This window comes from Halopseudomonas phragmitis (genome assembly GCF_002056295.1).
In the GTDB taxonomy this organism is placed as follows: domain Bacteria; phylum Pseudomonadota; class Gammaproteobacteria; order Pseudomonadales; family Pseudomonadaceae; genus Halopseudomonas; species Halopseudomonas phragmitis.
The window spans coordinates 2,108,749-2,134,513 of the sequence record NZ_CP020100.1; the positions used below are offsets into that span (position 1 = coordinate 2,108,749).

Annotated in this window: 27 protein-coding genes; 18 read left to right on the forward strand and 9 right to left on the reverse strand. The window is 58.3% G+C overall.

Translation table 11 applies throughout. The features are described from left to right. The first annotated feature begins 69 nt into the window (after positions 1 to 69). The 12 genes from BVH74_RS09695 to flhB all read left to right on the forward strand — a co-directional run bounded on the left by BVH74_RS09695 (position 70) and on the right by flhB (position 9,447). On the forward strand, positions 70 to 375 hold the full coding sequence (locus BVH74_RS09695) for an STAS domain-containing protein (protein ID WP_080049876.1): 306 nt from the start codon (positions 70 to 72) through the stop codon (positions 373 to 375). Positions 376 to 378: 3 nt separating this feature from the next. Next, entirely contained in the window at positions 379 to 2,127 is a 1,749-nt protein-coding gene (locus BVH74_RS09700) for a fused response regulator/phosphatase (RefSeq protein WP_080049877.1), read from the forward strand. Between the two features lie 166 nt (positions 2,128 to 2,293). Beyond that, complete coding sequence (locus tag BVH74_RS09705) at positions 2,294 to 2,632, forward strand: Hpt domain-containing protein (RefSeq protein ID WP_080049878.1); 339 nt, start codon at positions 2,294 to 2,296, stop codon at positions 2,630 to 2,632. A 90-nt stretch (positions 2,633 to 2,722) separates the two neighbouring features. Next, positions 2,723 to 3,859 carry a flagellar hook-length control protein FliK gene (locus tag BVH74_RS09710; RefSeq protein ID WP_080049879.1) on the forward strand — a complete coding sequence of 379 codons (1,137 nt, stop codon included), beginning with the start codon at positions 2,723 to 2,725 and terminating at the stop codon, positions 3,857 to 3,859. Positions 3,860 to 3,997: 138 nt separating this feature from the next. Beyond that, positions 3,998 to 4,513 carry a flagellar basal body-associated FliL family protein gene (locus tag BVH74_RS09715; RefSeq protein WP_080049880.1) on the forward strand — a complete coding sequence of 172 codons (516 nt, stop codon included), beginning with the start codon at positions 3,998 to 4,000 and terminating at the stop codon, positions 4,511 to 4,513. A gap of 9 nt (positions 4,514 to 4,522) precedes the next feature. Further along, positions 4,523 to 5,494, forward strand: coding sequence for a flagellar motor switch protein FliM (fliM, locus tag BVH74_RS09720; RefSeq protein ID WP_080049881.1), 972 nt, complete (start codon positions 4,523 to 4,525; stop codon positions 5,492 to 5,494). Positions 5,495 to 5,534: 40 nt separating this feature from the next. Further along, complete coding sequence (fliN, locus tag BVH74_RS09725; protein ID WP_080049882.1) at positions 5,535 to 6,002, forward strand: flagellar motor switch protein FliN; 468 nt, start codon at positions 5,535 to 5,537, stop codon at positions 6,000 to 6,002. Beyond that, a complete protein-coding gene (gene fliO / locus BVH74_RS09730) occupies positions 6,002 to 6,502 on the forward strand; it encodes a flagellar biosynthetic protein FliO (protein WP_231705502.1) in 501 nt (166 codons plus the stop codon). Before fliN ends, fliO begins: the two co-directional genes overlap by 1 nt. Then, entirely contained in the window at positions 6,499 to 7,251 is a 753-nt protein-coding gene (gene fliP, locus BVH74_RS09735) for a flagellar type III secretion system pore protein FliP (protein WP_080049883.1), read from the forward strand. The genes fliO and fliP overlap by 4 nt, the downstream gene beginning before the upstream one ends. Positions 7,252 to 7,262: 11 nt before the next feature. Next, complete coding sequence (fliQ, locus tag BVH74_RS09740; protein WP_080049884.1) at positions 7,263 to 7,532, forward strand: flagellar biosynthesis protein FliQ; 270 nt, start codon at positions 7,263 to 7,265, stop codon at positions 7,530 to 7,532. Further along, complete coding sequence (gene fliR / locus BVH74_RS09745) at positions 7,532 to 8,308, forward strand: flagellar biosynthetic protein FliR (RefSeq protein ID WP_080049885.1); 777 nt, start codon at positions 7,532 to 7,534, stop codon at positions 8,306 to 8,308. The genes fliQ and fliR overlap by 1 nt, the downstream gene beginning before the upstream one ends. Beyond that, on the forward strand, positions 8,308 to 9,447 hold the full coding sequence (flhB, locus tag BVH74_RS09750; protein ID WP_080049886.1) for a flagellar biosynthesis protein FlhB: 1,140 nt from the start codon (positions 8,308 to 8,310) through the stop codon (positions 9,445 to 9,447). The genes fliR and flhB overlap by 1 nt, the downstream gene beginning before the upstream one ends. 80 nt (positions 9,448 to 9,527) lie before the next feature. On the opposite strand, the gene BVH74_RS09755 is transcribed toward flhB, so the two are convergent. Together BVH74_RS09755 and pomA are read right to left on the reverse strand one after the other, a co-directional pair. Then, positions 9,528 to 10,433: a flagellar motor protein MotB gene (locus BVH74_RS09755; RefSeq protein WP_080049887.1), complete on the reverse strand. Its 906-nt coding sequence runs from the start codon at positions 10,431 to 10,433 to the stop codon at positions 9,528 to 9,530. Beyond that, on the reverse strand, positions 10,433 to 11,209 hold the full coding sequence (gene pomA / locus BVH74_RS09760) for a flagellar motor protein PomA (protein WP_080049888.1): 777 nt from the start codon (positions 11,207 to 11,209) through the stop codon (positions 10,433 to 10,435). The genes BVH74_RS09755 and pomA overlap by 1 nt, the downstream gene beginning before the upstream one ends. A gap of 172 nt (positions 11,210 to 11,381) precedes the next feature. Between pomA and BVH74_RS09765 the strand changes: the two genes are divergently transcribed. The 3 genes from BVH74_RS09765 to BVH74_RS09775 all read left to right on the forward strand — a co-directional run bounded on the left by BVH74_RS09765 (position 11,382) and on the right by BVH74_RS09775 (position 14,095). Beyond that, the gene (locus BVH74_RS09765) at positions 11,382 to 12,098 is read left to right on the forward strand and encodes an SIMPL domain-containing protein (RefSeq protein ID WP_080049889.1); all 717 of its coding nucleotides are present in this window, start codon (positions 11,382 to 11,384) and stop codon (positions 12,096 to 12,098) included. A gap of 132 nt (positions 12,099 to 12,230) precedes the next feature. Further along, the gene (gene zigA / locus BVH74_RS09770) at positions 12,231 to 13,445 is read left to right on the forward strand and encodes a zinc metallochaperone GTPase ZigA (protein ID WP_080049890.1); all 1,215 of its coding nucleotides are present in this window, start codon (positions 12,231 to 12,233) and stop codon (positions 13,443 to 13,445) included. Continuing rightward, on the forward strand, positions 13,445 to 14,095 hold the full coding sequence (locus BVH74_RS09775; RefSeq protein ID WP_080051690.1) for a DUF1826 domain-containing protein: 651 nt from the start codon (positions 13,445 to 13,447) through the stop codon (positions 14,093 to 14,095). Before zigA ends, BVH74_RS09775 begins: the two co-directional genes overlap by 1 nt. A 211-nt stretch (positions 14,096 to 14,306) precedes the next feature. On the opposite strand, the gene BVH74_RS09780 is transcribed toward BVH74_RS09775, so the two are convergent. Beyond that, complete coding sequence (locus tag BVH74_RS09780; RefSeq protein WP_080049891.1) at positions 14,307 to 15,080, reverse strand: alpha/beta fold hydrolase; 774 nt, start codon at positions 15,078 to 15,080, stop codon at positions 14,307 to 14,309. A gap of 78 nt (positions 15,081 to 15,158) precedes the next feature. On the opposite strand from BVH74_RS09780, the gene BVH74_RS09785 reads away from it, so the two are divergent. Beyond that, the gene (locus BVH74_RS09785; protein ID WP_080049892.1) at positions 15,159 to 16,031 is read left to right on the forward strand and encodes an alpha/beta fold hydrolase; all 873 of its coding nucleotides are present in this window, start codon (positions 15,159 to 15,161) and stop codon (positions 16,029 to 16,031) included. A gap of 181 nt (positions 16,032 to 16,212) precedes the next feature. Beyond that, positions 16,213 to 18,195 (forward strand): monovalent cation:proton antiporter family protein, encoded by a 1,983-nt coding sequence (locus tag BVH74_RS09790; RefSeq protein WP_080049893.1) that lies wholly within the window; start codon positions 16,213 to 16,215, stop codon positions 18,193 to 18,195. On the opposite strand, the gene BVH74_RS09795 is transcribed toward BVH74_RS09790, so the two are convergent. From BVH74_RS09795 to BVH74_RS09820, 6 genes are all read right to left on the reverse strand, one after another. Then, positions 18,182 to 18,535: a P-II family nitrogen regulator gene (locus BVH74_RS09795; protein ID WP_080049894.1), complete on the reverse strand. Its 354-nt coding sequence runs from the start codon at positions 18,533 to 18,535 to the stop codon at positions 18,182 to 18,184. The genes BVH74_RS09790 and BVH74_RS09795 overlap by 14 nt on opposite strands. A 135-nt stretch (positions 18,536 to 18,670) precedes the next feature. Continuing rightward, on the reverse strand, positions 18,671 to 20,101 hold the full coding sequence (locus BVH74_RS09800; protein WP_080049895.1) for an aspartate kinase: 1,431 nt from the start codon (positions 20,099 to 20,101) through the stop codon (positions 18,671 to 18,673). A gap of 202 nt (positions 20,102 to 20,303) precedes the next feature. Further along, positions 20,304 to 20,687: an ectoine synthase gene (locus tag BVH74_RS09805; RefSeq protein ID WP_080049896.1), complete on the reverse strand. Its 384-nt coding sequence runs from the start codon at positions 20,685 to 20,687 to the stop codon at positions 20,304 to 20,306. A gap of 36 nt (positions 20,688 to 20,723) precedes the next feature. Beyond that, positions 20,724 to 22,010, reverse strand: a complete 1,287-nt coding sequence (ectB, locus tag BVH74_RS09810) for a diaminobutyrate--2-oxoglutarate transaminase (protein WP_080049897.1) — start codon at positions 22,008 to 22,010, stop codon at positions 20,724 to 20,726. Between the two features lie 14 nt (positions 22,011 to 22,024). Continuing rightward, positions 22,025 to 22,537, reverse strand: coding sequence for a diaminobutyrate acetyltransferase (ectA, locus tag BVH74_RS09815; protein ID WP_231705503.1), 513 nt, complete (start codon positions 22,535 to 22,537; stop codon positions 22,025 to 22,027). A gap of 291 nt (positions 22,538 to 22,828) precedes the next feature. Continuing rightward, positions 22,829 to 23,599 carry an SDR family oxidoreductase gene (locus BVH74_RS09820; RefSeq protein ID WP_080049899.1) on the reverse strand — a complete coding sequence of 257 codons (771 nt, stop codon included), beginning with the start codon at positions 23,597 to 23,599 and terminating at the stop codon, positions 22,829 to 22,831. A 236-nt stretch (positions 23,600 to 23,835) separates the two neighbouring features. Between BVH74_RS09820 and speA the strand changes: the two genes are divergently transcribed. Continuing rightward, the gene (speA, locus tag BVH74_RS09825) at positions 23,836 to 25,755 is read left to right on the forward strand and encodes an arginine decarboxylase (protein WP_080049900.1); all 1,920 of its coding nucleotides are present in this window, start codon (positions 23,836 to 23,838) and stop codon (positions 25,753 to 25,755) included. The last annotated feature ends 10 nt before the right edge of the window (positions 25,756 to 25,765 follow it).

Sequence of the window (25,765 nt, forward strand, 5' to 3'; positions counted from 1 at the left end):
ATAGTTGAGACAGCCGTCTTGACTCCGGGCGACCGGGGCGGCGCAGCTTTTCGCCAAGGGAGTGTCAGCATGCCTATTCAGGCCAACATGTCAGCTGATGGCCAGGTTTTGACCATCAAGGTCAGTGGACGTTTCGATTTTGGAGCTCACCAGGATTTTCGCGAAGCCTATGAGCGCGGAGGGCTGAGCCCCGAGCGTTATGTAGTCGATCTGCATGACACCGACTATATCGACAGTTCAGCGCTGGGTATGCTGTTGCTGTTGCGTGATCATGCTGGCGGCGATATGGCCGATATCCAGATTACGCATTGCAATGCCGATGTGCGCAAGGTTCTGAGCATTTCCAATTTCGAACAGCTTTTCACTATCGAGTGAATCATGTCATCGGTCAGTCGCGCCAGTGCCACAGACCTCGGTCCCAGTCAGGCACTGACGGTCCTGATCGCCGATGACAATCCTTCCGACCGGATGATTCTCGGCCGCCTGGTGGAGCAGTTGGGCCATCGAGTCATCCGTGCCGAGAACGGCCGGGAGGCCGTCGAGCAGTTTGCTCGCCAGCGCCCGAATCTGGTCCTGCTGGATGCCTTGATGCCTGAGATGGACGGCTTCGAGGCGGCCCGTCTGATTCGCCAGGACGCCGGCGAGGATCTGATCCCGATCATCTTTCTCACCAGTCTGAGCGAGACGACGGCGCTGGTGCAGTGCCTGGAAGCTGGCGGCGACGATTTTCTTACCAAGCCTTACAACCCGATCATTTTGCGAGCCAAAATCCAGGCGTTCCAGCGCATGCAGGAGATGCACCGGACCCTGCAGAGCCAGCGTGACCTGATCGCTAGCCAGCATCGCAACCTGTTGCGTGATCAGGAGCTGGCCAAGATCATCTTTGATCGGGTGGCCCATGCTGGCTGTCTGGGGGCGCCCAATCTGCGTTATCTGCAATCGGCCTTCGCTATGTTCAACGGCGATATCCTGCTGGCGGCCTACAAGCCTGCTGGAGGTATGCATATTCTGTTGGGCGATTTCACCGGGCACGGACTGTCGGCGGCCATTGGCGCCATGCCATTGGCCGAGGTGTTCTATGCCATGACAGCGCGCGGCTTCCATCTGCGTGACATCCTGCTTGAACTCAACCACAAGCTCGGGCGGATTTTACCGGTGGGCATTTTCTGTTGCGCGGTACTCATTGAGATCAGTCCGGGCAAAGGTCTTGTTGAGGTCTGGAACGGTGGTTTGCCTGAGGTATTGATCATCGGCCCGCAGGCCGAACTGCTACACCGGATTCCCTCCGCGCATTTGCCGCTGGGAGTGGCCAGTGCCGAGCGTTTCGACCCCAATCCGGTGGTGCTGTCGGTAGCTCCGGGTGAGCGGCTGCTGTGCTGGACCGATGGCGTGATCGAGAGTCGCAATCAGGCCGGCGAGCAGTTTGGCGAGCAGCGGGTAATGGCTGTGCTGGAGCGCCAGGCCGGGCTCCCGGCTATGGTGTTTGATGCGTTGCTGGAAGATATCGAGGCGTTCCACGGTAGCCCAGAGGATGACCTAAGCCTGCTCGAAGTGGTCATGGGGGAGAACGGCATTCAGCCGCCGGCTCAGCGTCAACTGGCCAGCGATCATCTGGCCGCGCAAGACTGGCAATTGTCCTACCAGTTTCGAGCGGCTTCGATTCGTAAGCATAACCCCTTGCCATTTCTGCTAGAGGTGCTGATGGATGTGCCGGGGCTGCGTGAGCACGCCGGCAGCCTGTTCACCATTCTCACCGAGTTGTATAGCAATGCCCTGGAGCATGGCCTGCTGGCGCTGGACTCCAGCTGGAAACGTGATTCAGCAGGCTTTAGTCGATATTACGCCGAACGTAATCGGCGCCTACAGCAACTTGATGACGGCTGGATCCGTGTGTCGCTGGATCACCGGCCATTGGCGCAGGGGGGCGAGTTGCTCATCGAGGTGGAGGACAGTGGCCGGGGTTTCAACCCGCCAGTTCCAGAAGACAGTACCGATGGCTATGCCGGACGCGGCCTGGCGCTGATCCGGGCGCTGGCGCGGGATATGAGCTTCAGCCCGGCCGGCAACCGGGTGGCGGTGGTCTTTGAGTGGCGGCTTGGGCATACTAGGGAACCTCTGAAAAACTAGCTGCGTTGGCAATACTGCGTTAAAAACAGCCTCAAAATGCTCATTTACACCACGTAAACTCCGCTTTTTCGGCTGTTTTTGCCTTGTCTTGCCGGCCTCGCCTACGTTTTGCAGAGGTTCCCTAGTTGACTTGATGCGCTGGAATTGACTAATAAACAAGGATCGTATGCCCGTAACATTGCCTGATCTTGATCAAGAGGTACAAGCGAACCTGCGTGAACTGATGCAGGACGATTTCGCGTTATTGCTCGCCACCTTTCGTTCTGACGCTCAGCAACGTTTGCACCTGATGAGCTACTGCCTGGATTGTCAGGACTGGGAAGGTTTTCGCCAGCAGGCCCACAGTTTCAAAGGCAGTTGTGGCAATATCGGTGCCCGGGCGCTGGAACAGTCCTGTCTCGCTGCCGAGCTGGCTGGCCAGCAGGCGGATGGCGACAGGGCCAAACAGGCGCTGGCCGACATGCGCAGGTGCTTTCAACGCCTGCAGCCACTGCTTTCCCCCTGAATCGCTTCGTTATTCCAATAAGCTGGCCCGTAGTTTGCTTGGAGTCGGTAACGCTACCGATTGCATGCATTAACCTACGGAGACCGCGCAATGAATGTCACTCAGAATCTGCTGCTGTCGCTTGGCCAGGATTTGCGCCAGGCAGGACTGTTCAGTGACGAGCAGATCCAGGCAGTATCACTGGATGGCGAGACCCCGGAGTCCTTTGCCGAGATCCTGGCGGGCCAGAACCCTGAACGGCTTGAGGCGTTGATCGAGCTGCTGAATGGTGATGATCCGGATGCGGCGAGGGTGGCAATTGAAGCCTTGACCCTTGCCGCCGACGGCAAGGAGTTGCCGGTCGACCCGCTGGCTGCGGAAATGACCGAGGCCGGCGAGATGGAAGTATCCGATCCGACTCTGGCCAATGCCGCACCGGAGGTCATTGCCGCGATTGCCGATGAGTGGGTACGTTGGCTGGACAATGCCCGTACCATGACCTCAGGAGTGGCCGTTGACCCGAGTCAGAGCCAGTCCAAGGTTGCACAGCCTGCTGAAGACTCCCGCTCAGCGGTCGGCAAGGAGCGGCTGGATCTGCTCGAGATGAAGCTCAATCTGCGGCAAATCACGGCCCAGCCTGCGGCCGCCGAGAGCAGTTTCGCCGCGCGGTTGGGCGATAGCCTGGACAGCGTGTCGGGATCAGGTCGCAGTGACGGCGAAACGGGTGATGCCGCTCAACGCCTGGGGGCGGCGCAGCAGGCTGCAGCTCAAGGTGCGCTGACCAGCCGTGCGGTAACCGCGACTTCTCAATCGCTGGGTGTTCCCTTTGGGCAGAGCGGCTGGGGGGACTCCGTAGTGGAAAAGGTGATGTGGATGTCCAGCCAGAATCTGCGGGGTGTGGAAATCCGTTTGGACCCGGCTGAGCTGGGGCCGCTGGAAATTCACATCCAGAGCCGTGGTCAGGAACACCAGGTGCAGTTCGTCAGTCAGAATGCTGGGGTGCGCGAGGCGCTGGAAGCGCAGGTCTTCAGGCTGCGCGAACTCTTCACCCAGCAGGGGCTGGAGTTGCACAGCGTTTCGGTCGGCGACTCGGCGCCCGACGGTCAGCAGGGCCGCGGTACCGGCTCAGGGCTTGCCGCCAATGCCGGGACCAGTCAGCCCGGCCTGGATGCTGAACCGGAGGTCGAGTTGCTCAATCAGGTCGTGCAGCAGATCAGCAATCAGCGTCTGGTTGATTTCTATATTTGATAGCTGGCGCGACCCAAGACATTTGCCGTTCAGGCCTATATCCTACACACATCCTTTCAACAACTCCCAGATTGGCACGGGAGTTGCTGAATTCAGTTAAAACGGGCGTTCAAGCCTGCGATGTGACGGAATATTGGCATGGCAAAGCAGCAAGCAGCGGCGGCGCAGGTCGCAGCAGAATCGTCGGGAAAGAGCCGTAAAACCCTGTTTGTGCTGGTTGGCGTCGGCTTGCTGGCGCTGCTGGTCTCCCTTGGGGGCGTCGGTTTTTTTCTGCTTGGCGGTGATCGCGATGAGACCACCGAAGCACCGGCCGAGCCAGTGGCCCCGGTGCGAGCCATGGCGCTGTATCAAACGCTGGAGCCGCCGTTCGTGGTCAATTACAGCCATGCCGGCCGGCAGCGTTATATGCAGGTGAGTGTGGCCTTGCTGGGTCGAGATCAGGGCGGCATGGCGTCGCTGAACCGGCATTTGCCGCTGATTCGCAACCAACTGGTCATGCTGTTTTCCAGCGAGGAGTTCGAGGTATTGCTGACTCCGGAGGGCAAGGATGAGCTGCGCCAGCGCGCAACTCTGGCGGTTCAGGCCCTGCTGGAAAAAGAAGTGGGCAACCCGGTAATTGAGTCGGTGCTGTTCACCAACCTGGTTCTGCAATAGGAAACCCTTATGGCTGTTCAGGATCTGCTCTCACAAGATGAAATCGATGCCCTGCTGCATGGTGTCGATGACGGTGCGATCGATACCGATGATGATGCCGATCCGGGGTCGGTCAAAAGCTATGACCTGACCAGCCAGGATCGCATCGTCCGGGGTCGGATGCCGACTTTGGAGATGATCAACGAACGCTTTGCCCGTTATACCCGGATCAGCATGTTCAACCTGTTACGCCGCTCAGCCGATGTCGCGGTTGGCGGTGTTCAGGTGATGAAATTCGGTGAATATGTACACTCGCTGTACGTACCGACCAGTCTCAACCTGGTTAAGATGAAGCCATTGCGCGGTACCGCACTGTTCATTCTGGACGCCAAGCTGGTGTTCAAGCTGGTAGACAACTTCTTTGGTGGCGATGGCCGGCATGCCAAGATCGAGGGGCGTGAATTCACGCCGACCGAACTTCGGGTGGTACGGATGGTGCTGGATCAGGCCTTCGTCGACCTCAAGGAAGCCTGGCAGGCGGTCCAGGAAGTGAATTTCGAGTACGTCAACTCCGAGGTCAATCCGGCCCTGGCCAATATCGTCAGCCCCAGCGAGGTGGTGGTGGTCTCGACTTTCCATATCGAGCTGGACGGTGGCGGTGGCGATCTGCACGTGACCTTCCCCTATTCGATGATTGAACCCTTGCGTGAGGTGCTGGATTCAGGGGTGCAATCAGATGTGGATGAACATGACGAGCGCTGGGTGCGCGCATTGCGTGAGGAAATTACCGGGGTCAAGGTGCCGCTCAGTGCCACTGTGGTTCGGCGTCAACTCAAAGTCAGGGATCTGCTCAGCATGCAGGTCGGTGATGTGATTCCGGTCGAGTTGCCCGAACAAATGGTGTTGTGCGCCAACGGCGTGCCCACCTTCAAGGCCAAGCTGGGTGCGGTCAAGGGTAACCTGGCCCTGCAAATTCTGGGGCCGGTGCCACGCCCGCGCTGAGTGTCACTGGACAATAACGAAACACTAGAGGAACGAAACGATGGCTGATGACGGCAAGCCTGATGAAGTCACCCCTGAGGAGCAGGCGCTGGCCGATGAGTGGGCGGCCGCGCTGGAGGAGGCTGGAGACGCCAGCCAGGATGATATCGATGCCTTGCTGACGCAGGATCAGGGTGCCCGGGTACCGATGGAAGAGTTCAGCTCCTCGGCGAACAATGTCGATGACGGGCCATTCCAGTCGGTCGACGGCCCGAATCTGGATGTGATCCTGGATATTCCTGTCACCATTTCCATGGAAGTCGGCAATACCGATATTACCATCCGCAACCTGCTGCAGTTGAACCAGGGCTCGGTGGTCGAGTTGGATCGGCTGGCCGGTGAGCCGCTGGACGTCAAGGTCAACGGTACTCTGGTTGCCCATGGTGAGGTGGTGGTGGTCAACGAAAAGTTCGGTATTCGTCTGACCGATGTGATCAGCCCCTCTGAACGGATCAAGAAGCTGCGTTGATGAAACCAACAGCAATCGTATCCTCTCCAGTCCGGGCCGCCGCCGGTCTGTCTGCGGCAAAGCCATGGCTGAAAGTACTGTTGGTTCTGACCGGAGTGTTGGCGTTGCCGTTGGCCGGCTGGGCTGATACTCCGGCGGCCAATGCCCCAAGTGCCACCCAGATGTCCCTGACTTCGCAGTTGGCGCAATTGGGTGTTGGCCTGATGGTTGTGGTGGCGTTGATCTTTGTGCTGGGTTGGCTGATGCGTCGGATCGGGCCCATGGCTGGACAGGGTGGCCAGCATATCCGGCTGGTCAGCAGCATGGCGCTGGGGCCGCGTGATCGTTTGCTGTTGGTCGATGTCGGCGGCAAGCAACTGCTGCTCGGGGCCTCGCCTGGGCGGATCAATACCTTGCACGTATTCGATGAACCGGTGGCGGACCTGTCCAGTGCCAAGCCGGTTGACAGTGACTTTGCCCGCCGCCTGCAAACCCTGTTGAAGCGGGAGTCAGATTCATGAGCCGCTGGTTGGGGCTGGTGCTGTTGTTGCTGGCGCCAGCGGCGCTGGCGCAGACGGCTGCCGACCCGTTGAGTCTGCCGGCGATAACTCTGAGTACCGACGCTGAGGGCCAGCAGACCTATTCGGTCAGCCTGCAGATTTTGCTGCTGATGACCGCGCTGACCTTCATCCCTGCGATGGTGATGATGATGACCAGCTTTACCCGGATCATCATCGTGTTTGCTATTCTGCGTCAGGCTCTGGGGCTGCAACAGACGCCGTCCAGCCAGATCCTGGTTGGTCTGGCACTGTTTCTGACCCTGTTCGTCATGGCGCCGGTCTTTGAGCGTATCAACGAAACCGCACTGCAGCCTTATCTCAATGAGGAAATGGCTGGCGAGCAGGCACTGGAAGCTGCCAGCATTCCGCTGCGCAATTTTATGCTGGCGCAGACCCGGGAAACCGATCTGGAACTGTTTGTACGGCTGGCCCGGCGCAATGACCTGAGCGGGCCGGATGAGGTGCCGTTCCATATTCTGGTCCCAGCCTTCGTTACTTCCGAGCTGAAAACCGCGTTTCAAATCGGCTTCATGATTTTCATCCCATTCCTGGTGATCGATCTGGTGGTAGCCAGTGTGTTGATGGCCATGGGTATGATGATGCTGTCGCCGCTGATCATTTCATTACCCTTCAAGATCATGCTGTTCGTACTGGTCGACGGCTGGGCGCTGATTATTGGCACCTTGGCGGCCAGCTTTGCCGTGACATAGGAGTCTGAATCATGACACCTGAAGTGGCTGTTGATCTGTTTCGTCAGGCCTTGTGGCTGACCACTGTGATGGTTGCAGTGATTGTCCTGCCGAGTCTGGTCGTGGGTTTGATTGTCGCCATGTTCCAGGCGGCCACCCAGATCAACGAGCAGACCCTGAGCTTTCTGCCGCGCTTGTTGTTCACCTTCATGACCCTGATCTGGCTCGGCCCCTGGCTGGTCAGGGAGCTGGTCGAGTTCAGTGACCGTCTGTATCGGGAAATCCCCGGGCTGATTGGCTAATGCTCGAACTGACCAGCAGCGAGATCAGTCGCTGGGTTGCCAGCTATCTGTGGGTGCTGTTTCGCATCGGCGCGGTGCTGATGACCATGCCGGTACTTGGCACCCAGTTGCTACCCATGCGCATTCGCTTGTACCTGGCTCTTGCCTTGACCATTCTGATTGCTCCGCAGGTTCCTGTAGTACCGACGCTGGATGCGCTGTCATTGGCGACCTGGGTCATCATTGCCGAACAGATTCTGATCGGCGCGGCCATGGGCTTTCTGCTGCAATTGCTGTTTCAGATCCATGTTTTGGCCGGCCAGGTGATCGCCATGCAGATGGGTCTGGGCTTTGCCTCAATGAACGACCCAAGCATGGGGATATCGGTGGCGGTTATCAGCCAGGTGTTCACTATGCTGGTGACCCTGCTGTTTCTGGCGATGAATGGTCATCTGGTGGTAATCGAGGTGCTGGCCGAGAGCTTCACAACCCTGCCCGTTGGTCAGTCGCTGGTGGCGGCTGATTTTCTGACGCTGGTCCAGCGCTTTTCCTGGGTACTGGCGGCATCGCTGCTGATTGGTCTGCCGGCGGTCACTGCGTTGCTGATCGTCAACCTGTCGTTCGGGGTGATGATGCGGGCGGCGCCGCAGCTCAACATCTTCTCCATCGGTTTCCCGCTGACTCTGGTGTTTGGTCTCTTCATTCTCTGGGTGCTGCTGGGCAATGTGCTGGGGCAATACCATGAACTGGCGGCTGAGGCTCTGATCTGGCTGCGTGAAATGGTGGGGGCGCGCTGATGGCTGAGCAGCAGGACAGCAGCCAGGAACGCACCGAAGAGCCCACGGCCAAACGGCTCAAGGATGCCCGGGACAAAGGCCAGATCCCGCGATCCAAGGAGCTCAATACCCTGGCGGTGGTGATTGTGGCCGCATTGGGCTTGCTGATGCTGGGACCGGGAATGGCCCAGAGACTGATGGATGTCATGGTCTACAACTTTGCCTTCGAACGTGAGGTGTTGTACGTCACCGACAGCATGGGCTGGCACCTGATGGCCTCGCTTGACCAGGGGCTGCGCTCGCTTGGGCCACTATTTCTGATGCTGCTGTTCGCTGCCTTGGGCGGTCCGATCCTGTTGGGCGGCTGGCTGCTCAGTGCCAAGTCGATGGCGCCCAAGTTTGAGCGGCTCAATCCGATTGCCGGGCTCAAGCGGATGTTCTCGCTCAAGGCGCTGGTTGAGCTGCTCAAGGCTCTGGCCAAGTTCCTGGTGGTGCTGACCGTGGCCTTACTGGTGCTCAACCTGCGCCGTGAAGATATGCTGTCCATGGCCAACGAGCCCTTGCCGATTGCCATCGTGCATGCCGGCTGGGTGCTGGGGACTTCATTGCTATTGCTGGCCTGTTCGCTGATTGTGATTGCGGCGGTGGATATTCCTTTCCAGCTTTGGGACAACAAGAAAAAGCTGCGGATGACCAAGCAGGAAATCAAGGACGAGTTCAAGGACACCGAGGGCAAACCCGAAGTCAAATCTCGGATCCGACAGTTGCAGAGGGAAATGGCCGAGCGGCGAATGATGAGTGAAGTGCCCAAGGCCGATGTGGTAATCACCAACCCGACTCACTATGCCGTGGCGCTCAAATACGATCCGCTGAAATCGGGGGCGCCGGTGCTGGTGGCCAAGGGGGCGGACTTTCTGGCCCAGAAGATTCGCGAGATTGCCCAGGAGCACGACGTGGTAGTGCTTGAATCGCCACCGCTGGCGCGTGCGGTGTTCCACAGTACCGAACTGGAGCAGGAAATACCGGCCGGGTTGTACCTGGCAGTGGCCCAGGTGCTGGCCTATGTGTTCCAGTTGCGTCAGTACCGGGCTGGCCAGGGCAAGCGCCCAGGCCCGATGCCAGAGCCGAAAATTCCTGACGATCTGCGTCGGGATGAGTGATCGATAGCCGTTTGTTGGTGCAGCTCGCGGCTTCGCGCCCTGGCGAAGTGAGGATCAGTCAGCGCCCGCGCCGCTTATTTTCAAGGTGCCGGCTGCACGTCCAGTTCACGTACCAGCTCACTCAGATCATCTTCCATCAATTGGCGCAGCTCGGCTTCATATTCGGCTGCCGGTCCTGACAGGTCGATAATGATCTCAACCCGACGGTTCAGTGCCCGGTTGTCTGCACTGTCATTGCTGGTGCGCGGCCGGGTTTCGGCATAGCCCTGAACCCGAAGGCGTTCCGGGTTCACCGCCTGGCTGTAGAGCAGGGCGTTGGCCACCGATGAGGCGCGCGCGGCTGACAGATCCCAGTTGGACTGGAAGCGTGCGGTACTGATCGGGATGTTATCGGTATGACCTTCAATGGTGATTTCGCCCGGTACCCTGGCTAGCACATCGGCTACCCTGTCGAGCATGTCGAGAAAGGCTGGGGTCATATCGGCTGAGCCAGATGGGAACGAGCCTTTTTCCTCGACCCGGATTACCAGACGTTGACGGTCCTGTTCCAGTTGCAGCCGGCCTTCAGTGATTTCGTGGCTGAGCAACTGTGCCAGGGCCTGCTGGGTGATTTCGAGCTGTTGGCGGGTTACATCGCTGACCTGGCTTTGCAGGCCGGCCTCCAGTTCGGCGCGCAGGGTCTCCAGTTGCGGTGCCTGCTCGGTGGTTTGCTGGCGCACACTGTCGACCGGCGTGGGTTCGGGGATGCCAGGCGAAAACTTGTCGAATATCGGGCTGGTACCCATGGGGATTTCCAGCGCCGGTACTTCGCGTTGAACACCAAAGGCCTTGGACAACTCGCCGGCGATTTGCTTGAAGCGCTGGGCATCGATCTCGGAGAACGACAGCAGCAGCACGAAAAAACACATCAGCAGCGACATCAGGTCAGCGAAGGTGACCACCCAGGGTGGCACGCCGGTCTTTTCTTCTTCCGGGGGCAGTTCCATCAGGCCGCGTCCTGTTCGCCGTCAGCATTGCGTTCACGTTTGTTCGGTGGCAGGTAGCTGCTCAACAGCTGTTCCACCACCCGAGGGTTGGTGCCTTCCTGGATAGCCAGGATGGCGTCCAGCCACAGCGCCTGCATGCGGGCTTCTTCGGTCATGCGCAGGTTGAGCTTGTCAGCGATGGGGATACAGATCATGGTTGCCAGCATGGCGCCGTACAGGGTGGTCAGCAGCGCCACCGCCATGGCCGGGCCGATGGCCTTGGGGTCTTCCATGTTTGACAGCATCTGCACCAGGCCTATCAGTGTGCCGATCATGCCCATGGCTGGGCCAACATCACCCAGTGCGCTGAATACCTTGGCGCCCCAGCGGTTGCGGTCCAGAGTCAGCAGGCGCTCTTTTTCCAGAATCGCCTTGACGGTTTCCGGGGCATGGCCGTCGATCAGCAGTTGAACACCGCTTCTGAGAAAGGGTGAGTGGATTTCCCGCTCTTCCAGAGCCAGCAGCCCGCGCTTGCGGGCGATATCGGCCAGTTCGACCAGTTCATCAATGCTTTCTTCGGTGTCCGGCAGGCGAAAGAAAAAGGCCCGGCCAGCTACCCGAATGGCGCCAATAAATTGGCTTATGCTGAATTTGGCCAGAACGACAAACAGGCTGCCACAAATAACTATCAGCAGCGCGGGAACATTGAAGAAAACTTCGGCCGAGGCGCCGAGAATGATGGCTAGAGCGATGATTACTATTGCGCCTAAAAGGCCAATAAGTGTGGCGATATCCACGCTATCTCCTGGAGAGTAAATTCTTTTGGCAGAGGTTGAGAGTTGGGCAGGGTGTCTGGTTCTGGTCTTGTCGTAATTTTGACTATTCTAAGGCCCTGCCGGGCTCTTGGAAATGTGCTTTAGTCGTTGATGTCGTATACATTGTCTGTACTTACTTGGAGCGAGGTGATTGATGGAAAGGGAATCCCGAATTGCGCTGGTGGCATTGCTGGTAGCCTTGGTTATGGCTGCTGCGCTGGCCTTTATGGCGATCAGTATCAAGACCGGCCTTTTGCAGTTTCGTGATGCTGACCGCATTGTCAGCGTCAAGGGTCTGGCCGAGCGTACCGTTGAAGCAGATCTGGCACTGTGGCCGATCAATTTCATAGTGGCTGGCAACAGTCTCGATCGCCTGCAGGCCGATATCGAAGCCCAACAGGACCTGATTCGGTCGTTCCTGTTGCTCAAGGGCTTTGCCGAGACCGAGGTACAGCTCTCGATGCCGAAGATCACCGATCAGCATTCCAATGTGTATGGCCAGACGCTGCCACCGGAGCGTTACCGGGCTGAGGTCACCGTGCTGGTGCGAACTGCTGAGGTTGAAAAGGTAAAAACCGGTATGCAAGGGGTAGGGGAGCTGGTCAAGTCTGGTGTTGCGCTAAGCCAGAGCTATGAATTCCAGCCGCGCTTTCTGTTCACCCGGCTGGAAACCATCAAGCCGGACATGATTGCTGACGCCACCCGCGATGCTCGCGCTGCTGCCGATCAGTTTGCCCGCGATGCCAACGCCCAGGTCGGAAGTATTCGCCGGGCATCACAGGGTTATTTCTCGATTGAGGATGTCGACCCCTATACCCCGGAAGTCAAGCGCGTGCGGGTAGTTACCAGTATTGACTACAGTTTGGACTGAATTTCCAGGTCGCGGACTTTGGTGCCTCGTTTGATGGGGCGCCGTGTCTTGGTAGATGTTCGGTACTCGACCTTCTAAGGCGTCTCTGATATTTTTGTTATGTTATAACAAATTTTATCCGTGAGATTTGCCATGAATACTTCAGTAAAAGCGTTGCCGGTCACTGTGCTGTCCGGCTTTCTCGGGGCGGGTAAAAGTACTCTGCTCAACCAGATTCTGAAAAACCGCGAGAACCGCCGGGTTGCGGTGATCGTCAACGACATGAGTGAGATCAATATCGACGGCAGCGAAGTTCAGCGTGATGTCAGTCTCAATCGCGCTGAGGAAAAGCTGGTAGAGATGAGTAATGGCTGCATTTGCTGCACTCTGCGCGAAGATCTGTTGGAGGAAGTGGCCCGTCTGGCTGCCGAGGGGCGGTTTGATTACCTGTTGATCGAGTCGACCGGCATTTCCGAACCGTTGCCGGTCGCTGAAACCTTTACCTTCCGTGACGACCAGGGGCGCAGTCTGTCCGATCTGGCGCGTCTGGATACCATGGTCACTGTAGTCGATGGGCTGAATTTCCTGCGTGATTATCAGGCCAGTGACAGCCTGGCCAGTCGTGGCGAGACTCTGGGGGAGGAAGACGAGCGCTCGGTGACTGATCTCTTGATCGAGCAGGTCGAATTTGCCGATGTCATTCTGGTCAGCAAGGTGGATCTGATTTCCTCTGCTGAACGTGAGGAGTTGATTGCCATTTTGCGCAGCCTCAATGCCGAAGCCGAGATAGTGCCGGCGGTGATGGGCCAGGTTCCGCTGGACAAGGTGCTGGATACCGGTCGTTTCAGCTTTGAGCGAGCCTCGCAGGCGCCGGGCTGGTTGAAGGAAATGCGCGGTGAGCATGTGCCGGAAACCGAAGAGTACGGCATCGCCTCTGGCGGCTTCCGGGCCCGGCGGCCGTTCCACCCGCAACGGTTTTTCAATTTCCTTAACCGCACCTGGGAAAACGGCCGATTGCTGCGTTCCAAAGGTTACTTCTGGCTGGCCAGCCGGCCGGAAGAGGCCGGGAGCTGGTCGCAAGCTGGTAGCCTGATGCGTTACGGCTATGCCGGGCGCTGGTGGCGGTTCGTGCCACGCCAGTATTGGCCGCAGGATGAGGAGAGCCAAACGCTGATCGAAGGCAAGTGGCAGGGTGAGTTTGGTGATTGCCGCCAGGAGCTGGTGTTCATTGGTCAGAATATCGACTTTGAACTGCTTGAGCGCGAATTGCAGGCCTGTCTGCTGACGGATGCCGAAATGGCCTATGGCGCTGAACAGTGGTTGAGTCTGCCTGACCCGTTCGGTCCATGGACCGAGGCAGCGGCCTGATGTTAGCCCCGGTTATTGCCTTGTACCCGCGTCAGGTCCTGGGCCAGGAGGTCGACAGTCTGCTGACGATCTTTGCCGACGATGTCAATCTGGCGCTCTGGCAGCGTGGCCTGCCATTGCACCTGCAGCGTTTTGCCGAGACCCTGCTAAACCAGCCAGGGGATGTCGCCGAGTCGATGACGCTGGAGTTGGAGTCTGGCAGTGATGCCGAGCCGGATTTGCGGACGCTGCTGATGGATGCACGGGATCTGGCTCATCATTCGGCCTTTGTTGCCGATGTGGCCTATCTGGTACGGATGTTCGCCTGCCTGTTCGATGCCCGTCGGGTTGGCTTGCGGGTGCGTACGCTGGACAAGGCCATGTGCCCGCGCTGGCATGTCGATCAGGTGCCGGTACGCCTGATAACCACCTATGCTGGCCCTGGCTCAGAGTGGTTGGCTGAGGGTGATTTGCCACGCCGGCGTCTGGGACATCCCGGCTGCGACGAGTTCAATGAGTTGCCGCCGGCCGGGCGAATGCAGCCGGGTGAAGTGGGCTTGCTCAAGGGTGAGCGCTGGGCTGGCAATGAGGGTCGAGGTATTGTGCATCGTTCACCGCAGCCCTCGGCAGGTCAGCGACGGCTGATGTTGACGCTCGACTGGCTGGGGTGAAGGCGGCTTGCACTCATGGATTGCCACGGGCCTGCGGCCCTCGCAATGACGGGGGAGGGACGTGGGCACGGTGACGGGGGTGAAGCAGCCCATACGCGGGCATGCGCACCCCACCACCGTCATTGCGAGAAGCAGGGGGCGGCCATCCGCCGACGAAGCAATCCATACGCAGGTGGCTTAGCCTCCGTGGCAATCCAGCAAGGTTGCACGCTCAACGGCCGGTAATGAAGGCGTCAATCAGGGCCGGCCACTGCTGCAGGTCTGCATTTGAGTTGGCGATTATCAGTTCATTGTTCGGTAGCCATCGGGCCAAGCCTTGGGCCGTACTCAGCGGGTGAATGTCGTCGTCACCCCAGGCCAGGATCAGGGCTGGTATAGACAGTTGCTGCAGTGCAGCAGGTGATGGCAAATCGGAAGCGGCAGCGCCCTGCAGTATGTTGATCAGGTTGTTCTGGGTAAAACCGGCCAGCTCATCCAGCATCAGGCCAGCCAGCTCTGAGCGACTGTTTCGCAGCCAGGTTGGCAAGGGCGGGAAGCGGCGCGAGGCCTTGACCAGTCCGGCTACGCCCTGGCGGCGCAGCAGTTCAATCATCTTCTGATAACGTAGAACCTGGTGCGGACGACTGTCCCAGGCGGTTGGCGGCAGCGCCAGGACCAGATGACTGACTCGTTGCGGCTGTTGCAGAGCTGCATGTAACGCTGTGGCGCAACCCATGGATTGACCGCCGAGAGCAAAGGGCTCGCTGCTACAGGTTTGCTCGGCGACCCGCAGCATCTCGGTAGCCAATTGTGTCCACTGGCAGACCTCTGGCGTGTCGGCTGCGCAGGACTGTCCATGTCCGCGGGCATCGTAGCGGATCCGTCGCAGTTGACCGTCTGCGGCTGGGTGGAACCAGCCGCAGGCACTCTCCAGCGTCATGCTGCCGAACAGCCCATGCGCCCAGACCAGTGCCGGGCCATCACCCTGTGTTGCAATATTGAGCATCACTGTTCCCTAAAGCGGCTTGGGGGCCGTGCCCGGCTCTGTGTAGACTGGCGCATCGATTCAGTCAGGTGTTTTGTCATGCAATTGTTGCCTTGGTCCCATGATACCTCTGCCGGTTTTGCCTTGCGCGGCTGGCATACTCCGCCAAGCGGCAAGCCGCTGCTGCATTTTCTTCACGGTAACGGGTTCTGCACCCGGACTTATGAGCCGATGCTGGAGCCGCTGGCTGAGCACTTTGACCTGTGGTTGTGCGACCTGCAAGGTCATGGTGAGAGTGACCACGGTGGGCGCTTTGTTGGCTGGAACCGCAATGCCGAGCTGGCAGTGGAAGCCTTCGAATATGGTCGCCAGCGTTTCGGCGAAGTACCCAGAGTGGCCTGCGGGCATAGCTTTGGTGGGGTGTTAACCAGCCTGATTCTGGCTGCTCACCCAGGGTTGTTCGAGCGGGCGGTGCTGCTTGATCCGGTACTGTTTCCCATGCACCTGATAGGTCTGCGCACCAGTCTCAGCCTGCTCGGCCTGCGCCGTAACCCGATGTCGCAGGCGGCGCGGGCGCGTCGGCATCACTGGCCGGATCGTGACAGTGCCTATGGCGCCTTGCACGGTCGCGGGATCTTTCGTGGCTGGGATGAGGCGGCATTTCGTGCCCACATCGAACATGCCCTGCAGGATCACCACGAGCAAGGTGTGGAGCTCAAGTGCCGGCCCAGCCGCGAAGCCGAGGTATTCGACTCCATGCCCAGGCGCCTGTGGCCGTCACTCAAACGGATTCAAACCCCAACCCTGCTGATTCATGGTGACAAGACCTATCCCTTTGTCATTCAGGCCGCGCACAGGCTTAAGGCTGTGAATAGTCGGGTCCGGGTGCAGAATCTGCCCGGTGGGCATTGTTTCATGCAGGAAGCGCCGCAGATTGCTGCCAGCGAGGTGTTGGCTTTTCTGGGGTTGTAACCGACTGTCGTCATCCAACCCATCCTCGAGCAACCGAGTAGTTTTCCGTATTGATGCGCAAGCTCTCGGTTTCGGGAAGTAAGGCCAGAGACTGCTGCTCAGTATATTGGGTGTTGCTGTTGTTCTGATACCGAGCGATAAGTAAAGTCGCTAGCAAGCAAACTTGCGATAAGGTGAATGAATGATTGAGCAGGCACTGTTACAAACACTGTTGCTCCTGGGCGTTACGGTGTTTGTCGTGTTGCTATGCCAGCGCCTGCGTGTGCCGAGCAGCCTTGCCTACCTACTGGTCGGGGTGGTGTTGGGCAGCCATACGGCCGGTCCTGTGATCAATGATCACTACATTCGCATCATCGCCGAGTTCGGCATTGTGTTCCTGTTGTTTTCGATAGGGCTCAGCTTCAGCCTTTCGCAGATTTATGCGATGCGCCATACCATCCTGGGGCTGGGAACCGCGCAGGTAGCTTTGACTACTGCGCTGGTGGGTATGGGGGCTTGGCTACTAGGTATGCCGGCGGCGATGGCCTTTGTGGCGGGGGCTGTGTTTGCGCAATCTTCGACGACTGTAATCAGCAAGCAGTTGCTTGAGCAAGGGGAGGACAACACGCGCCATGGCCGTCTGGGTACCGCCATGTCTGTATTTCAAGATATCACTGCCGTCCCCTTCGTTATCATTATCCCGGTTTTGGGTACTGCTGTGGCCACGGCAGTGGCTGGGGAGCTGGCCTGGGCTTTGCTAAAGGCATTTATAGCCATGCTCGCGGTGCTGCTTGTTGGGCGCTATCTGCTCAAGCCGTTTTTTCATCTGGTTGCTGAAAGTCGTTCGCCTGAGTTGTTTACTCTGACTGTACTGTTTGTGTCGCTGGCCTCGGCTGGCGTTACTGCTCTGATGGGACTGTCCATGGCATTTGGTGCTTTTCTGGCAGGTATGGTGCTGGCGGAAACCGAGTTCCGGCACCAAGTGGAAGCGACTGTCAGGCCTTTCCGTGATGTCTTGCTGGGAGTGTTCTTTGTCAGTATCGGTATGCTGGTTCAACCGGCCCTGCTGCCAGAGGTCTGGATCGAAGTAGTGATTGGGGCACTGTTGTTGCTGTCGAGCAAGCTGGTGCTGGTTTTTCTTATTATTCGTTTCTCTGGTATCGATAGCACAACTGCCTGGCGTACTGCTCTGATTCTGGCTGTTGGTGGTGAGTTTGGTTTTGCTCTCATTGCAATCGCGCTCGATGGCGCCATTATCGATCCGCGACTGGCTCAGATTCTGTTGTACAGCGTTTTGCTATCAATGACTATTGCTCCTTTCATTATTCGGAATAATTTGCGTCTTTCAGCCTGGCTGAGTCGTCATGAAGCTCGACAGCAGGATGCTGACGAGTCGCTTCGACTCAGTGGGAGCGTTCAGCTTGGAAGGCATGTGGTTATCTGTGGCTTCGGTCGAACTGGTCAAATGGTTGGGCGGCTACTGGAACGTGAAGGCGTGCCATTTGTGGCCCTTGATACCGATAGCTCATTGGTGCGTGAGGCGCGCCTAGCGGGTAGCCCGGTTTATTTTGCCGACTCGACCGAGGCTGCGGTCCTTGATGCGGCGGGGGTGGGGCAGGCCAGTCTGCTGGTTATCAGTCACAATGACAGAACCGCCGCCATTATGACGCTGGCCTGTGTGGCGCGCCTTGAGCACAGGATTCCGGTGCTGGTAAGGGCGCGTGATGAGTCGATGGCCGATGAGCTGCGTGCTAAGGGGGCTGCTGAGGTTATCCCCGAGACTCTTGAAGCCGGGTTAACTTTGGCATCTCATGCGCTGTTGACGCTTGGTGTTCCGATGTACCGGGTGACAGATTATCTTCAGGAGCAGCGCCGTCAGCGCTACCCGATGCTACGTGAGTTATTTCGTGGCCAGCTGGACGAGATAAAACTATCGGATACGCATAGCATCGAGCGCCTGCATTCAATCCAGATTGATGACAGTTGTCCGTTGCTGGGGCAGGCTCTGGGGGAGCTGCCTTTGGGGAATGTGCTGATTGCGGCTCTGGTCAGGGATGAGCAGCGCACTCGCTACCCAGCGCCACAAACTCGCCTCCAGGCTGGTGATGTTCTGGTGTTGCTTGGGGCGACGGAGGATATTCGGAGCGTTGAAGTGCGGTTGACCGGTGGGGCTACGAGTCTGTAACCGGGTGCTGTTGGTTCAATGCCTCGATATGGGCGCTGAGGCCTACGGCACGTGTAACATCAAGCTCCAGGGCAATGCCGGTCTGCAGGCTTTCATCCAGTTTCCCTGCCTTGAGTACAGCTTCCATGATGGCGTCACTTCGGCGTGCCTCAACCAGGAGCAGAATTACTGTGCGAGAGCCCAAGAACTCTAGGCCAAAGAAGCTTTTGTGCATCTTGAGGCCCTGACCCTGAGCGTTATTGATGATGGTCGCTCCAGTGGCACCAGCTTCCCTGGCTGCGTCGAGTACTGACTCAGACCGTTCATTGTCGACGAAGACCATTATCAACTTGAAGTCCATAACACCTAATCCTGTGCAAGAGGCGACATTGCAAGTATTGCACACACCGGTATCTTTTTATTGAGCCAGATCACTTGCAGGTAATTGCTTCCTGTAAGTGATCTGATTCTGCTGGTTTGAGGATCAAGGCAGGGATCAGGCGGCGGCGATTACATCCCCATGGTTTTCCGGCTCGATCAGGGCACGGTGCAATGCTGCCACGGCGGCGTCGTAGTCATCCTCATGGACGATGCACTGCATTTCTACCTGGCGAATCGACTGGTGAATGGCCTGGATGTTGATGCCGGCTTCGGCCAGTGCCGCTACGGTCTTGGCCAGGATGCCCTTGACCTTGAGGTCCGAGCCAATCGCCGAGACGATGGCGATGTTGTGTACGTTGACCTCGGCCATTGGGTAGCTTTCTTCGATCAGGCGCGATGCACGATTGAGCATCTTGCGCGAGCCGGCCACATAGTAGGTGATGCTGTTGGCATCGGAATCCTTGTTCACCAGATACAGCTTGAGCTGCTTGAGCAGCTTGGTGATTTCAATGTCGTAGCCGACATCGCCGAGCATTTCCTGGTCAAACACTTCCAGCCCGAACACGTCGGTACGTCCGGCGATGATCTCGACGCAGGGCTTCTCGCTACGATAATCCTGACTGATCAGTGTGCCGCCGTGTTCCGGTTCGAAGGCGTTCTTGATTCGCAGCTGGATGCCGGCCCGGCGCAGGGTGCGTGCGGCCTTGGGATGAATGGCTTCCATGCCCAGATTCGACAGTTGATCGGCAACGTCGTAGTTGGTGCGGCCAATGGTCACCACCTTATCGACACCGACCAGATTCGGGTCGGCGCTGGAAAGGTGGTATTCCTTGTGAATGATGGCTTCGCGGGCACCGGTGCTGGCGGCGATCTGGGCGAAGGTGATTTCGCTGTAGCCACGATCAAAGGTGTTCATCAGGCCTTCGCGGCAGTGGGTGTAGCCAGTGGCGACCACCAGTTCGCGCGACAGATCGATGCCGTCGAAGCTGTCCTTGATCATGTCCTGGAACAGCTTGGGTTGGGGCTGGTTCCAGCCGGTCAGGTCGACCAGGCGGGCGCTGATACCACGTTTCTTGAGCGCCAGTACGGTGTTGAAGGCGCTGTGCGCCTCGCCGAGAGAAGCAAGCATTTCGCGCACCTTCATCAGCTGTTCGCTGAGCTGGAAGTGTCCGTAGCTGCACAGCTGCTGGAGGCTGACCATGCATTCGCGCACATCGCTGATCCGGCTTTCGATAAAGCGGTCGGCAGCTTGGAGTTCATAGTCGCTGTTGAACAGTTCGGCGTTCTTGGCCTTCATTTTTTCCAGTACGGCATCCAGCGCCTCAAGCCAGGCGTCTTCATTGTGCGCATCGGCAAAGCGCTCATACACGCCGGGCTCGCCGGTTTTTTTGTGTTCGAGCAGGGCGTTGGTCATGCCGCTGTAGGCAGAGACTACGAAGACGCGCTGATACAGTTCTGCGCCCTGACGTTGGCCAATGAAAATGTTGTTCAGTACTTCGTCGAAGCGGCTCATTGAGGTGCCGCCGATCTTTTCTACTGTATGCATAATTCTGGTTACCGTCCCGGGTGTGTTGGGTTGTGTCGGCTGAGTGCACGGAGTTCACTAGCGGTGTTGGTGCTGGCCTGTTCCAGACCGTCGATGCCCTGGACGGGCATCGTCGAGCTCCCAGGGATGGGTTCACAGCGTGTCTGGGACAGGCCAGCACCAATGCCGCCTGCACACAAGTTCCAGGGTGGATCTGTGGCACTTAATCCAGCGGATAAACCCCGTCCTTATCGTGCACTTCCTTGCCGGACAGTGGCGGATTGAATACGCAGGCCATCTTCATGTCTTCGCTGCCGCCGCGCAGCAGGTGCTCGTCGTGCTGGTCGAGGATGTACAGAGTGCCGGCCTCGATCGGATAGACCTTGCCGTCCGCCAGGGTCTCGATCTCGCCATTGCCGCTCATGCAGTAGACCGACTCCAGGTGGTTCTTGTAGTGGATGTGGGTCTCGGTGTTGGCGTAGATAGTGGTGATGTGGAACGAGAACCCCATGTTGTCGTCTTTGAGCAGCATGCGGGTACTTTCCCAGTTCTCCGATACCACGCGGCGTTCGGAGTTTTCGCAATCTTTCAGGGTGCGTACGATCATTCGAGGATCTCCTTGGATCATCAAAGATTAAGGGGGTCAGGAGGCCTGGCTGTCGACCTGCTCGGTCATGACCTTGGCGAAGGCTGCATCAAGAATGTCCATGGCCTTGGCGATCTGCTCTTCGCTGATGATCAGCGGGCACAGACATTTGACGACCTGGCTATGGTTGCCGCTGGTTTCGATCACCAGGCCGCGCTCGAAGGCCTCGCGGCAGATCGCGGCGGCGATGTCTCCGTCCGGGCAGTTGATGCCGATCATCATGCCGCGCCCCTTGACGTACAGCGAGTCGGGGCCGTGCTTGCGGACGATTTTCTGCATCCGCTCCTTGATCAGCTTGCCCTTGGCCTGGACCGACTTGGCGAATTCGTCATTGGTCCAGAAGTGCTCCAGCGCTGCCGTGGCAGTGACGAAGGCATGGTTGTTGCCGCGGAAGGTGCCGTTGTGTTCGCCTGGCTCCCATTGGTCCAGTTCGCGGCGAAACAGCACAATCGCGAACGGCAGACCGAAGCCGCTGAGCGACTTGGACAGGGTGATGATGTCCGGCTTAATGCCCATCTCTTCGAAGCTGAAGAAGTTGCCGGTACGGCCGCAACCGGCCTGAATGTCATCGACGATCAGTAGCATGTCGTGCTTGCGGCAGAGCTTTTCCAGCTTGCGCATCCATTCGGCTGACGCGGTGTTCAGGCCGCCTTCACCCTGGACCACTTCAACGATGACGGCTGCCGGCTTGTCGACGCCGCTGCTCGGATCGCTGAGCAGTTTGTCCATCATGGCGATGGTGTTGACGTCCTTGCCGAAGTAATTGGCGTAGGGCATGCGGCTGACTTCGGCCAGGGGTACGCCAGCGGCACCACGGTGGTGCTGGTTGCCGGTAGCGGCCAGGGCACCAATAGTGCAGCCATGGAAGCCGTTGGTGAAACTGATGATATTGCTGCGGCCGGTGACCTTGCGCGCCAGCTTCAGGGCAGCTTCAACCGAGTTGGCACCGGTCGGTCCGCTGAACTGAATGACATGATCGCCCAGACCGCGCGGTTCAAGGATGACCCGGTGGAAGGTTTCCAGGAACCGTTCCTTGGCATCGGAGTACATGTCCAGGCCATGGGTCAGGCCATCGTTCTCCAGATAGTCGATCAGCGCTTTCTTCAGAACCGGGTGGTTATGTCCGTAGTTCAAGGTACCGGCACCGGCGAGGAAGTCGATATAGGACTTGCCTTCGCGGGTGATCAGTTCGGCGCCGCGCGCCTGTTTGAAGACCACGGGGAACGAGCGGCAATAGCTGCGGATACCGGATTCATGTTGTTCGAACTGTTCGAAGGTGTTCATGGGTGCTCCTGGCTTCATGCCTTGGCAGATGGTGAAAAAGGGCCGGCGCGATACAGCACTTCATCGTCGTGCTGGCCGTTGAAATGATTGCTGCGGGAAAACAGTACCCGGGTCTGGTAGTCACTGTTGAGGCGCGCGAAGGCGCGCTTGAACAGGGCTTCCGAGGCTTCGTTGCCCGGTGTGATGGTGGTTTCCATGTACTGCACGCCGTTGGCCATCACTCGCTCGGTCAGGGCCAGCAGCATCTTCAGGGCCAGCCCCTGGCCACGCATGCGGTCGTCGACCGCGACCTGCCAGACAAACAGGGTGTCCGGGCGGGCTGGTGGGCGATAGCCGGAAATGAATCCGACCAGTTCGCCATTGGCAGCAATAGCTGCGATGGCGGTATCGGCAAAGTCGCTGCATTGCAGCAGATTGCAGTAAACCGAGTTGGTATCCAGTGGTTTGCAGCGCTCGACCAGTTGATTCAGTGCGTAGCCGTCAGTATCGCGCGGCTGGCGCAAAGTCACGGGTGTAAGGTCTGTCAAAACGTCATCCTGATATTTATGTGTAAATGCTTTTTAAATAATAAACATATCCAAAAAAATATCTCAACCCGCCATTAATGCAGGTCTTGACCGTATGTCGTTGCTCATCAAATATTTTCAACTGTTAAATATGTTTGTCATGAAAAGGGTGCAGAGCAGGGATGGCGGGGGATTGAGGGAGGCTGGGCTGGCAGTGGATTTGGAGTTTTCTGGGAGCCTTGAGCATCTGCTCAAGGCCGGTGTTGCAGGGTAGTTCGTGCGGGAGCGGATGCTCCCGCCTCACGGGTGGCTTTAGAGGGTAAAACCGCCGTCGATCGGGATGATGTTGCCGGTCATGTAGGCGCCGGCGCTGCTGGCCAGCATGATGGCCAGGGCGGACATTTCTTCCGGGCGGCCCCAGCGGCGCATCGGAATGTCTTCGCAGTCCTTGGCCAGGGCCTCGGGGTCGAGATGAATATGCCGGGTCATCTTGCTCGGGAAGCGTCCGGGGGCGATGACGTTGACATTGATATGCTGATCAACCAGTTCCCGGGCCAATTGCCGTGAGAGCTGATGAACAGCGGCCTTGCTCGGGCCATAGGACCAGGCGTTTTCGTTCATGGTGGTAATGCCGGCCACCGAGCCGATATTGATCACCCTTGAAGGATTGTCACCGCTGGCACCCTTGCGCAGTAGTGGCAACAACTGCTGGGTGGTGCTGAATACGGCAGTGACGTTGAGCTGCATGACCTTGTGCCAGCCGTCGGCGGGGAAGCTTTCCAGTGGTGCGCCCCAGGCCGTGCCGGCGTTGTTGACCAGAATGTCCAGTTGCTCGATATGCTGGCTCAGTTCGTTGGCCAGGGCCTTAGCCCCATCCTCGCTGGACAGGTCGGCGGCCAGGGCCCGGCATTGGCCGTACTGGCTCAGTTCGCTGGCGGTAGCCTGGCCTTCTTCCAGTTTGCGACTGCAGATGATGACGTTAGCGCCGGCCTGGACGAAGCCCTTGGCGATCATCTTGCCGATTCCCCGGCTGCCGCCGGTGACCAGGGCTGTGCGTCCGGCCAGACTGAAATATTCCTGCATGAGATGCTCCATAGGATAGGTTGTGAATATAGATAACCTAGTGGACCCTAGTGCTATCGGGGCTTCCGGCCAAGTTCTGGCAGGTCTTATCAGAGCCTGGAATGGCCCGCCATAGCGCTGGCAGAGTCACCGATGTGTCGCTAAAACGACCGTCCCGGGCCGTTGCTCGTTCGGCAGTCAGCGTTGTTTTGCTTTATCCTGTGGACACTATCGAGTTGCTGAGAAGGGGTATCCGGATGGGGTCACAACGACGTTCGCGCAAGGAAGACGCTTCGGCCTGGACGGTCGCCGACAGCCGTAGTGTCTATGGCATACGTCATTGGGGTGCGGGCTTCTTCAATGTCAATGACAAGGGCCATGTCCAGGTTACCCCCAGGGGCGAGCAGGGGGCGGCTATCGATCTGCATGAGCTGGTTGGCCAGTTGCGTGACAGCGGTCTGGATCTACCCTTGCTGGTGCGCTTCCCGGACATTTTGCAGGATCGGGTGCGGCAGTTGACCGGGGCCTTTGACCATAATATTGCCGAACTGGAGTACACCAGCGGCTATACCGCGCTGTATCCGATCAAGGTCAATCAGCAGGAGGCGGTGGTTGAAAATATTATTGCCACTGAAAATGTCTCCATTGGCCTGGAGGCCGGCTCCAAACCTGAACTGATGGCTGTGCTGGCATTGGCACCTAAGGGCGGGACCATTGTTTGCAACGGTTACAAGGATCGCGAATTCATTCACCTGGCATTGATCGGCCAGAAGCTCGGTCACCGGGTGTTTATCGTGATCGAGAAGGAATCCGAGGTCGAGCTGGTTATTGAAGAGGCTGCCCGGCTTGGGCTGGTGCCGCAGATTGGTCTACGGGTCCGGCTGTCGTCCCTGGCTTCGAGCAAATGGGCTGATACTGGCGGAGAAAAATCCAAGTTCGGCCTGTCGGCCGCGCAGTTGCTGCGGGTGGTCGAGCGTTTCCGTGAGGCCGGGCTGCAGGATGGGGTGCGTCTGCTGCATTTCCACATGGGCTCGCAGATTGCCAATCTGGCCGACTACCAGCATGGGTTCCGCGAGGCGATCCGCTATTTCGGCGAGCTGCGTGGGTTGGGATTGCCGGTTGACCATATCGACGTTGGCGGTGGCCTGGGGGTCGATTACGACGGTACCCACTCGCGCAACGCCAGCTCGATCAACTATGACGTCAATGAGTATGCCCACACTGTGGTGGCGATGCTCAAGGACTTCTGCGATCAGCAGGGCCTGCCGCATCCGCACATCTTCTCCGAAAGTGGCCGGGCCCTGACTGCCCATCATGCTGTACTGGTCGTGCAGGTGACTGATGTCGAGCGGCAAAATGCCGAAATTCCGCCACTGGAAGATCTCGACAGCCAGCCGCAGGTAGTGCGCAACCTGGTGGGTCTGCTGGATCGCAATGATATTGAGCTGGTGACCGAGACCTACTGGCGGGCGACCCACTACATGGCCGATGTGGCGGCCCAGTATGCCGAGGGGCGTCTGACCCTGGCCCAGAAGGCATTGGCTGAGCAGTGCTATTTTGCTCTGTGCAATCGCCTGCATACCCTGCTCAAGGCGCGCCAGCGCTCGCATCGTCAGGTGCTGGATGAGCTTAACGACAAGCTGGCCGACAAGTACATCTGCAACTTTTCGGTGTTCCAGAGTCTGCCCGACACCTGGGCGATCGATCAGGTGCTGCCGATCATGCCGCTCAACCGGCTGGAGGAAGAGCCGCTGCGTCGGGCGGTGCTGCAGGATCTGACCTGTGATTCGGACGGCAAGATCCGTCACTATGTCGATGAGCAGAGCATCGAAAGCAGCCTGCCGGTACATGAGCTCAGAGAGGGAGAGGATTACCTGTTGGGCATCTTCCTGGTTGGGGCCTATCAGGAAATTTTAGGTGACATGCACAACCTGTTCGGTGATACCGACTCGGTCAACGTCTACCTGCGCGAGGATGGTCGGGTGGTGCATGGTGGCATCGAAACCCATGACACCATCGAGGACATGCTGCGCTATGTCCATTTTGCCCCGGATGAGCTGGTCACCCTCTACCGCGACAAGGTGGCCGGTGCGCGTCTTAGTCAGGCTGAGCGCACCCGTATTCTCGATACCCTGCGGTTGGGCCTGACTCGCTCTTCGTACCTGGCAGCCGAGTAAGGCTCGGCCG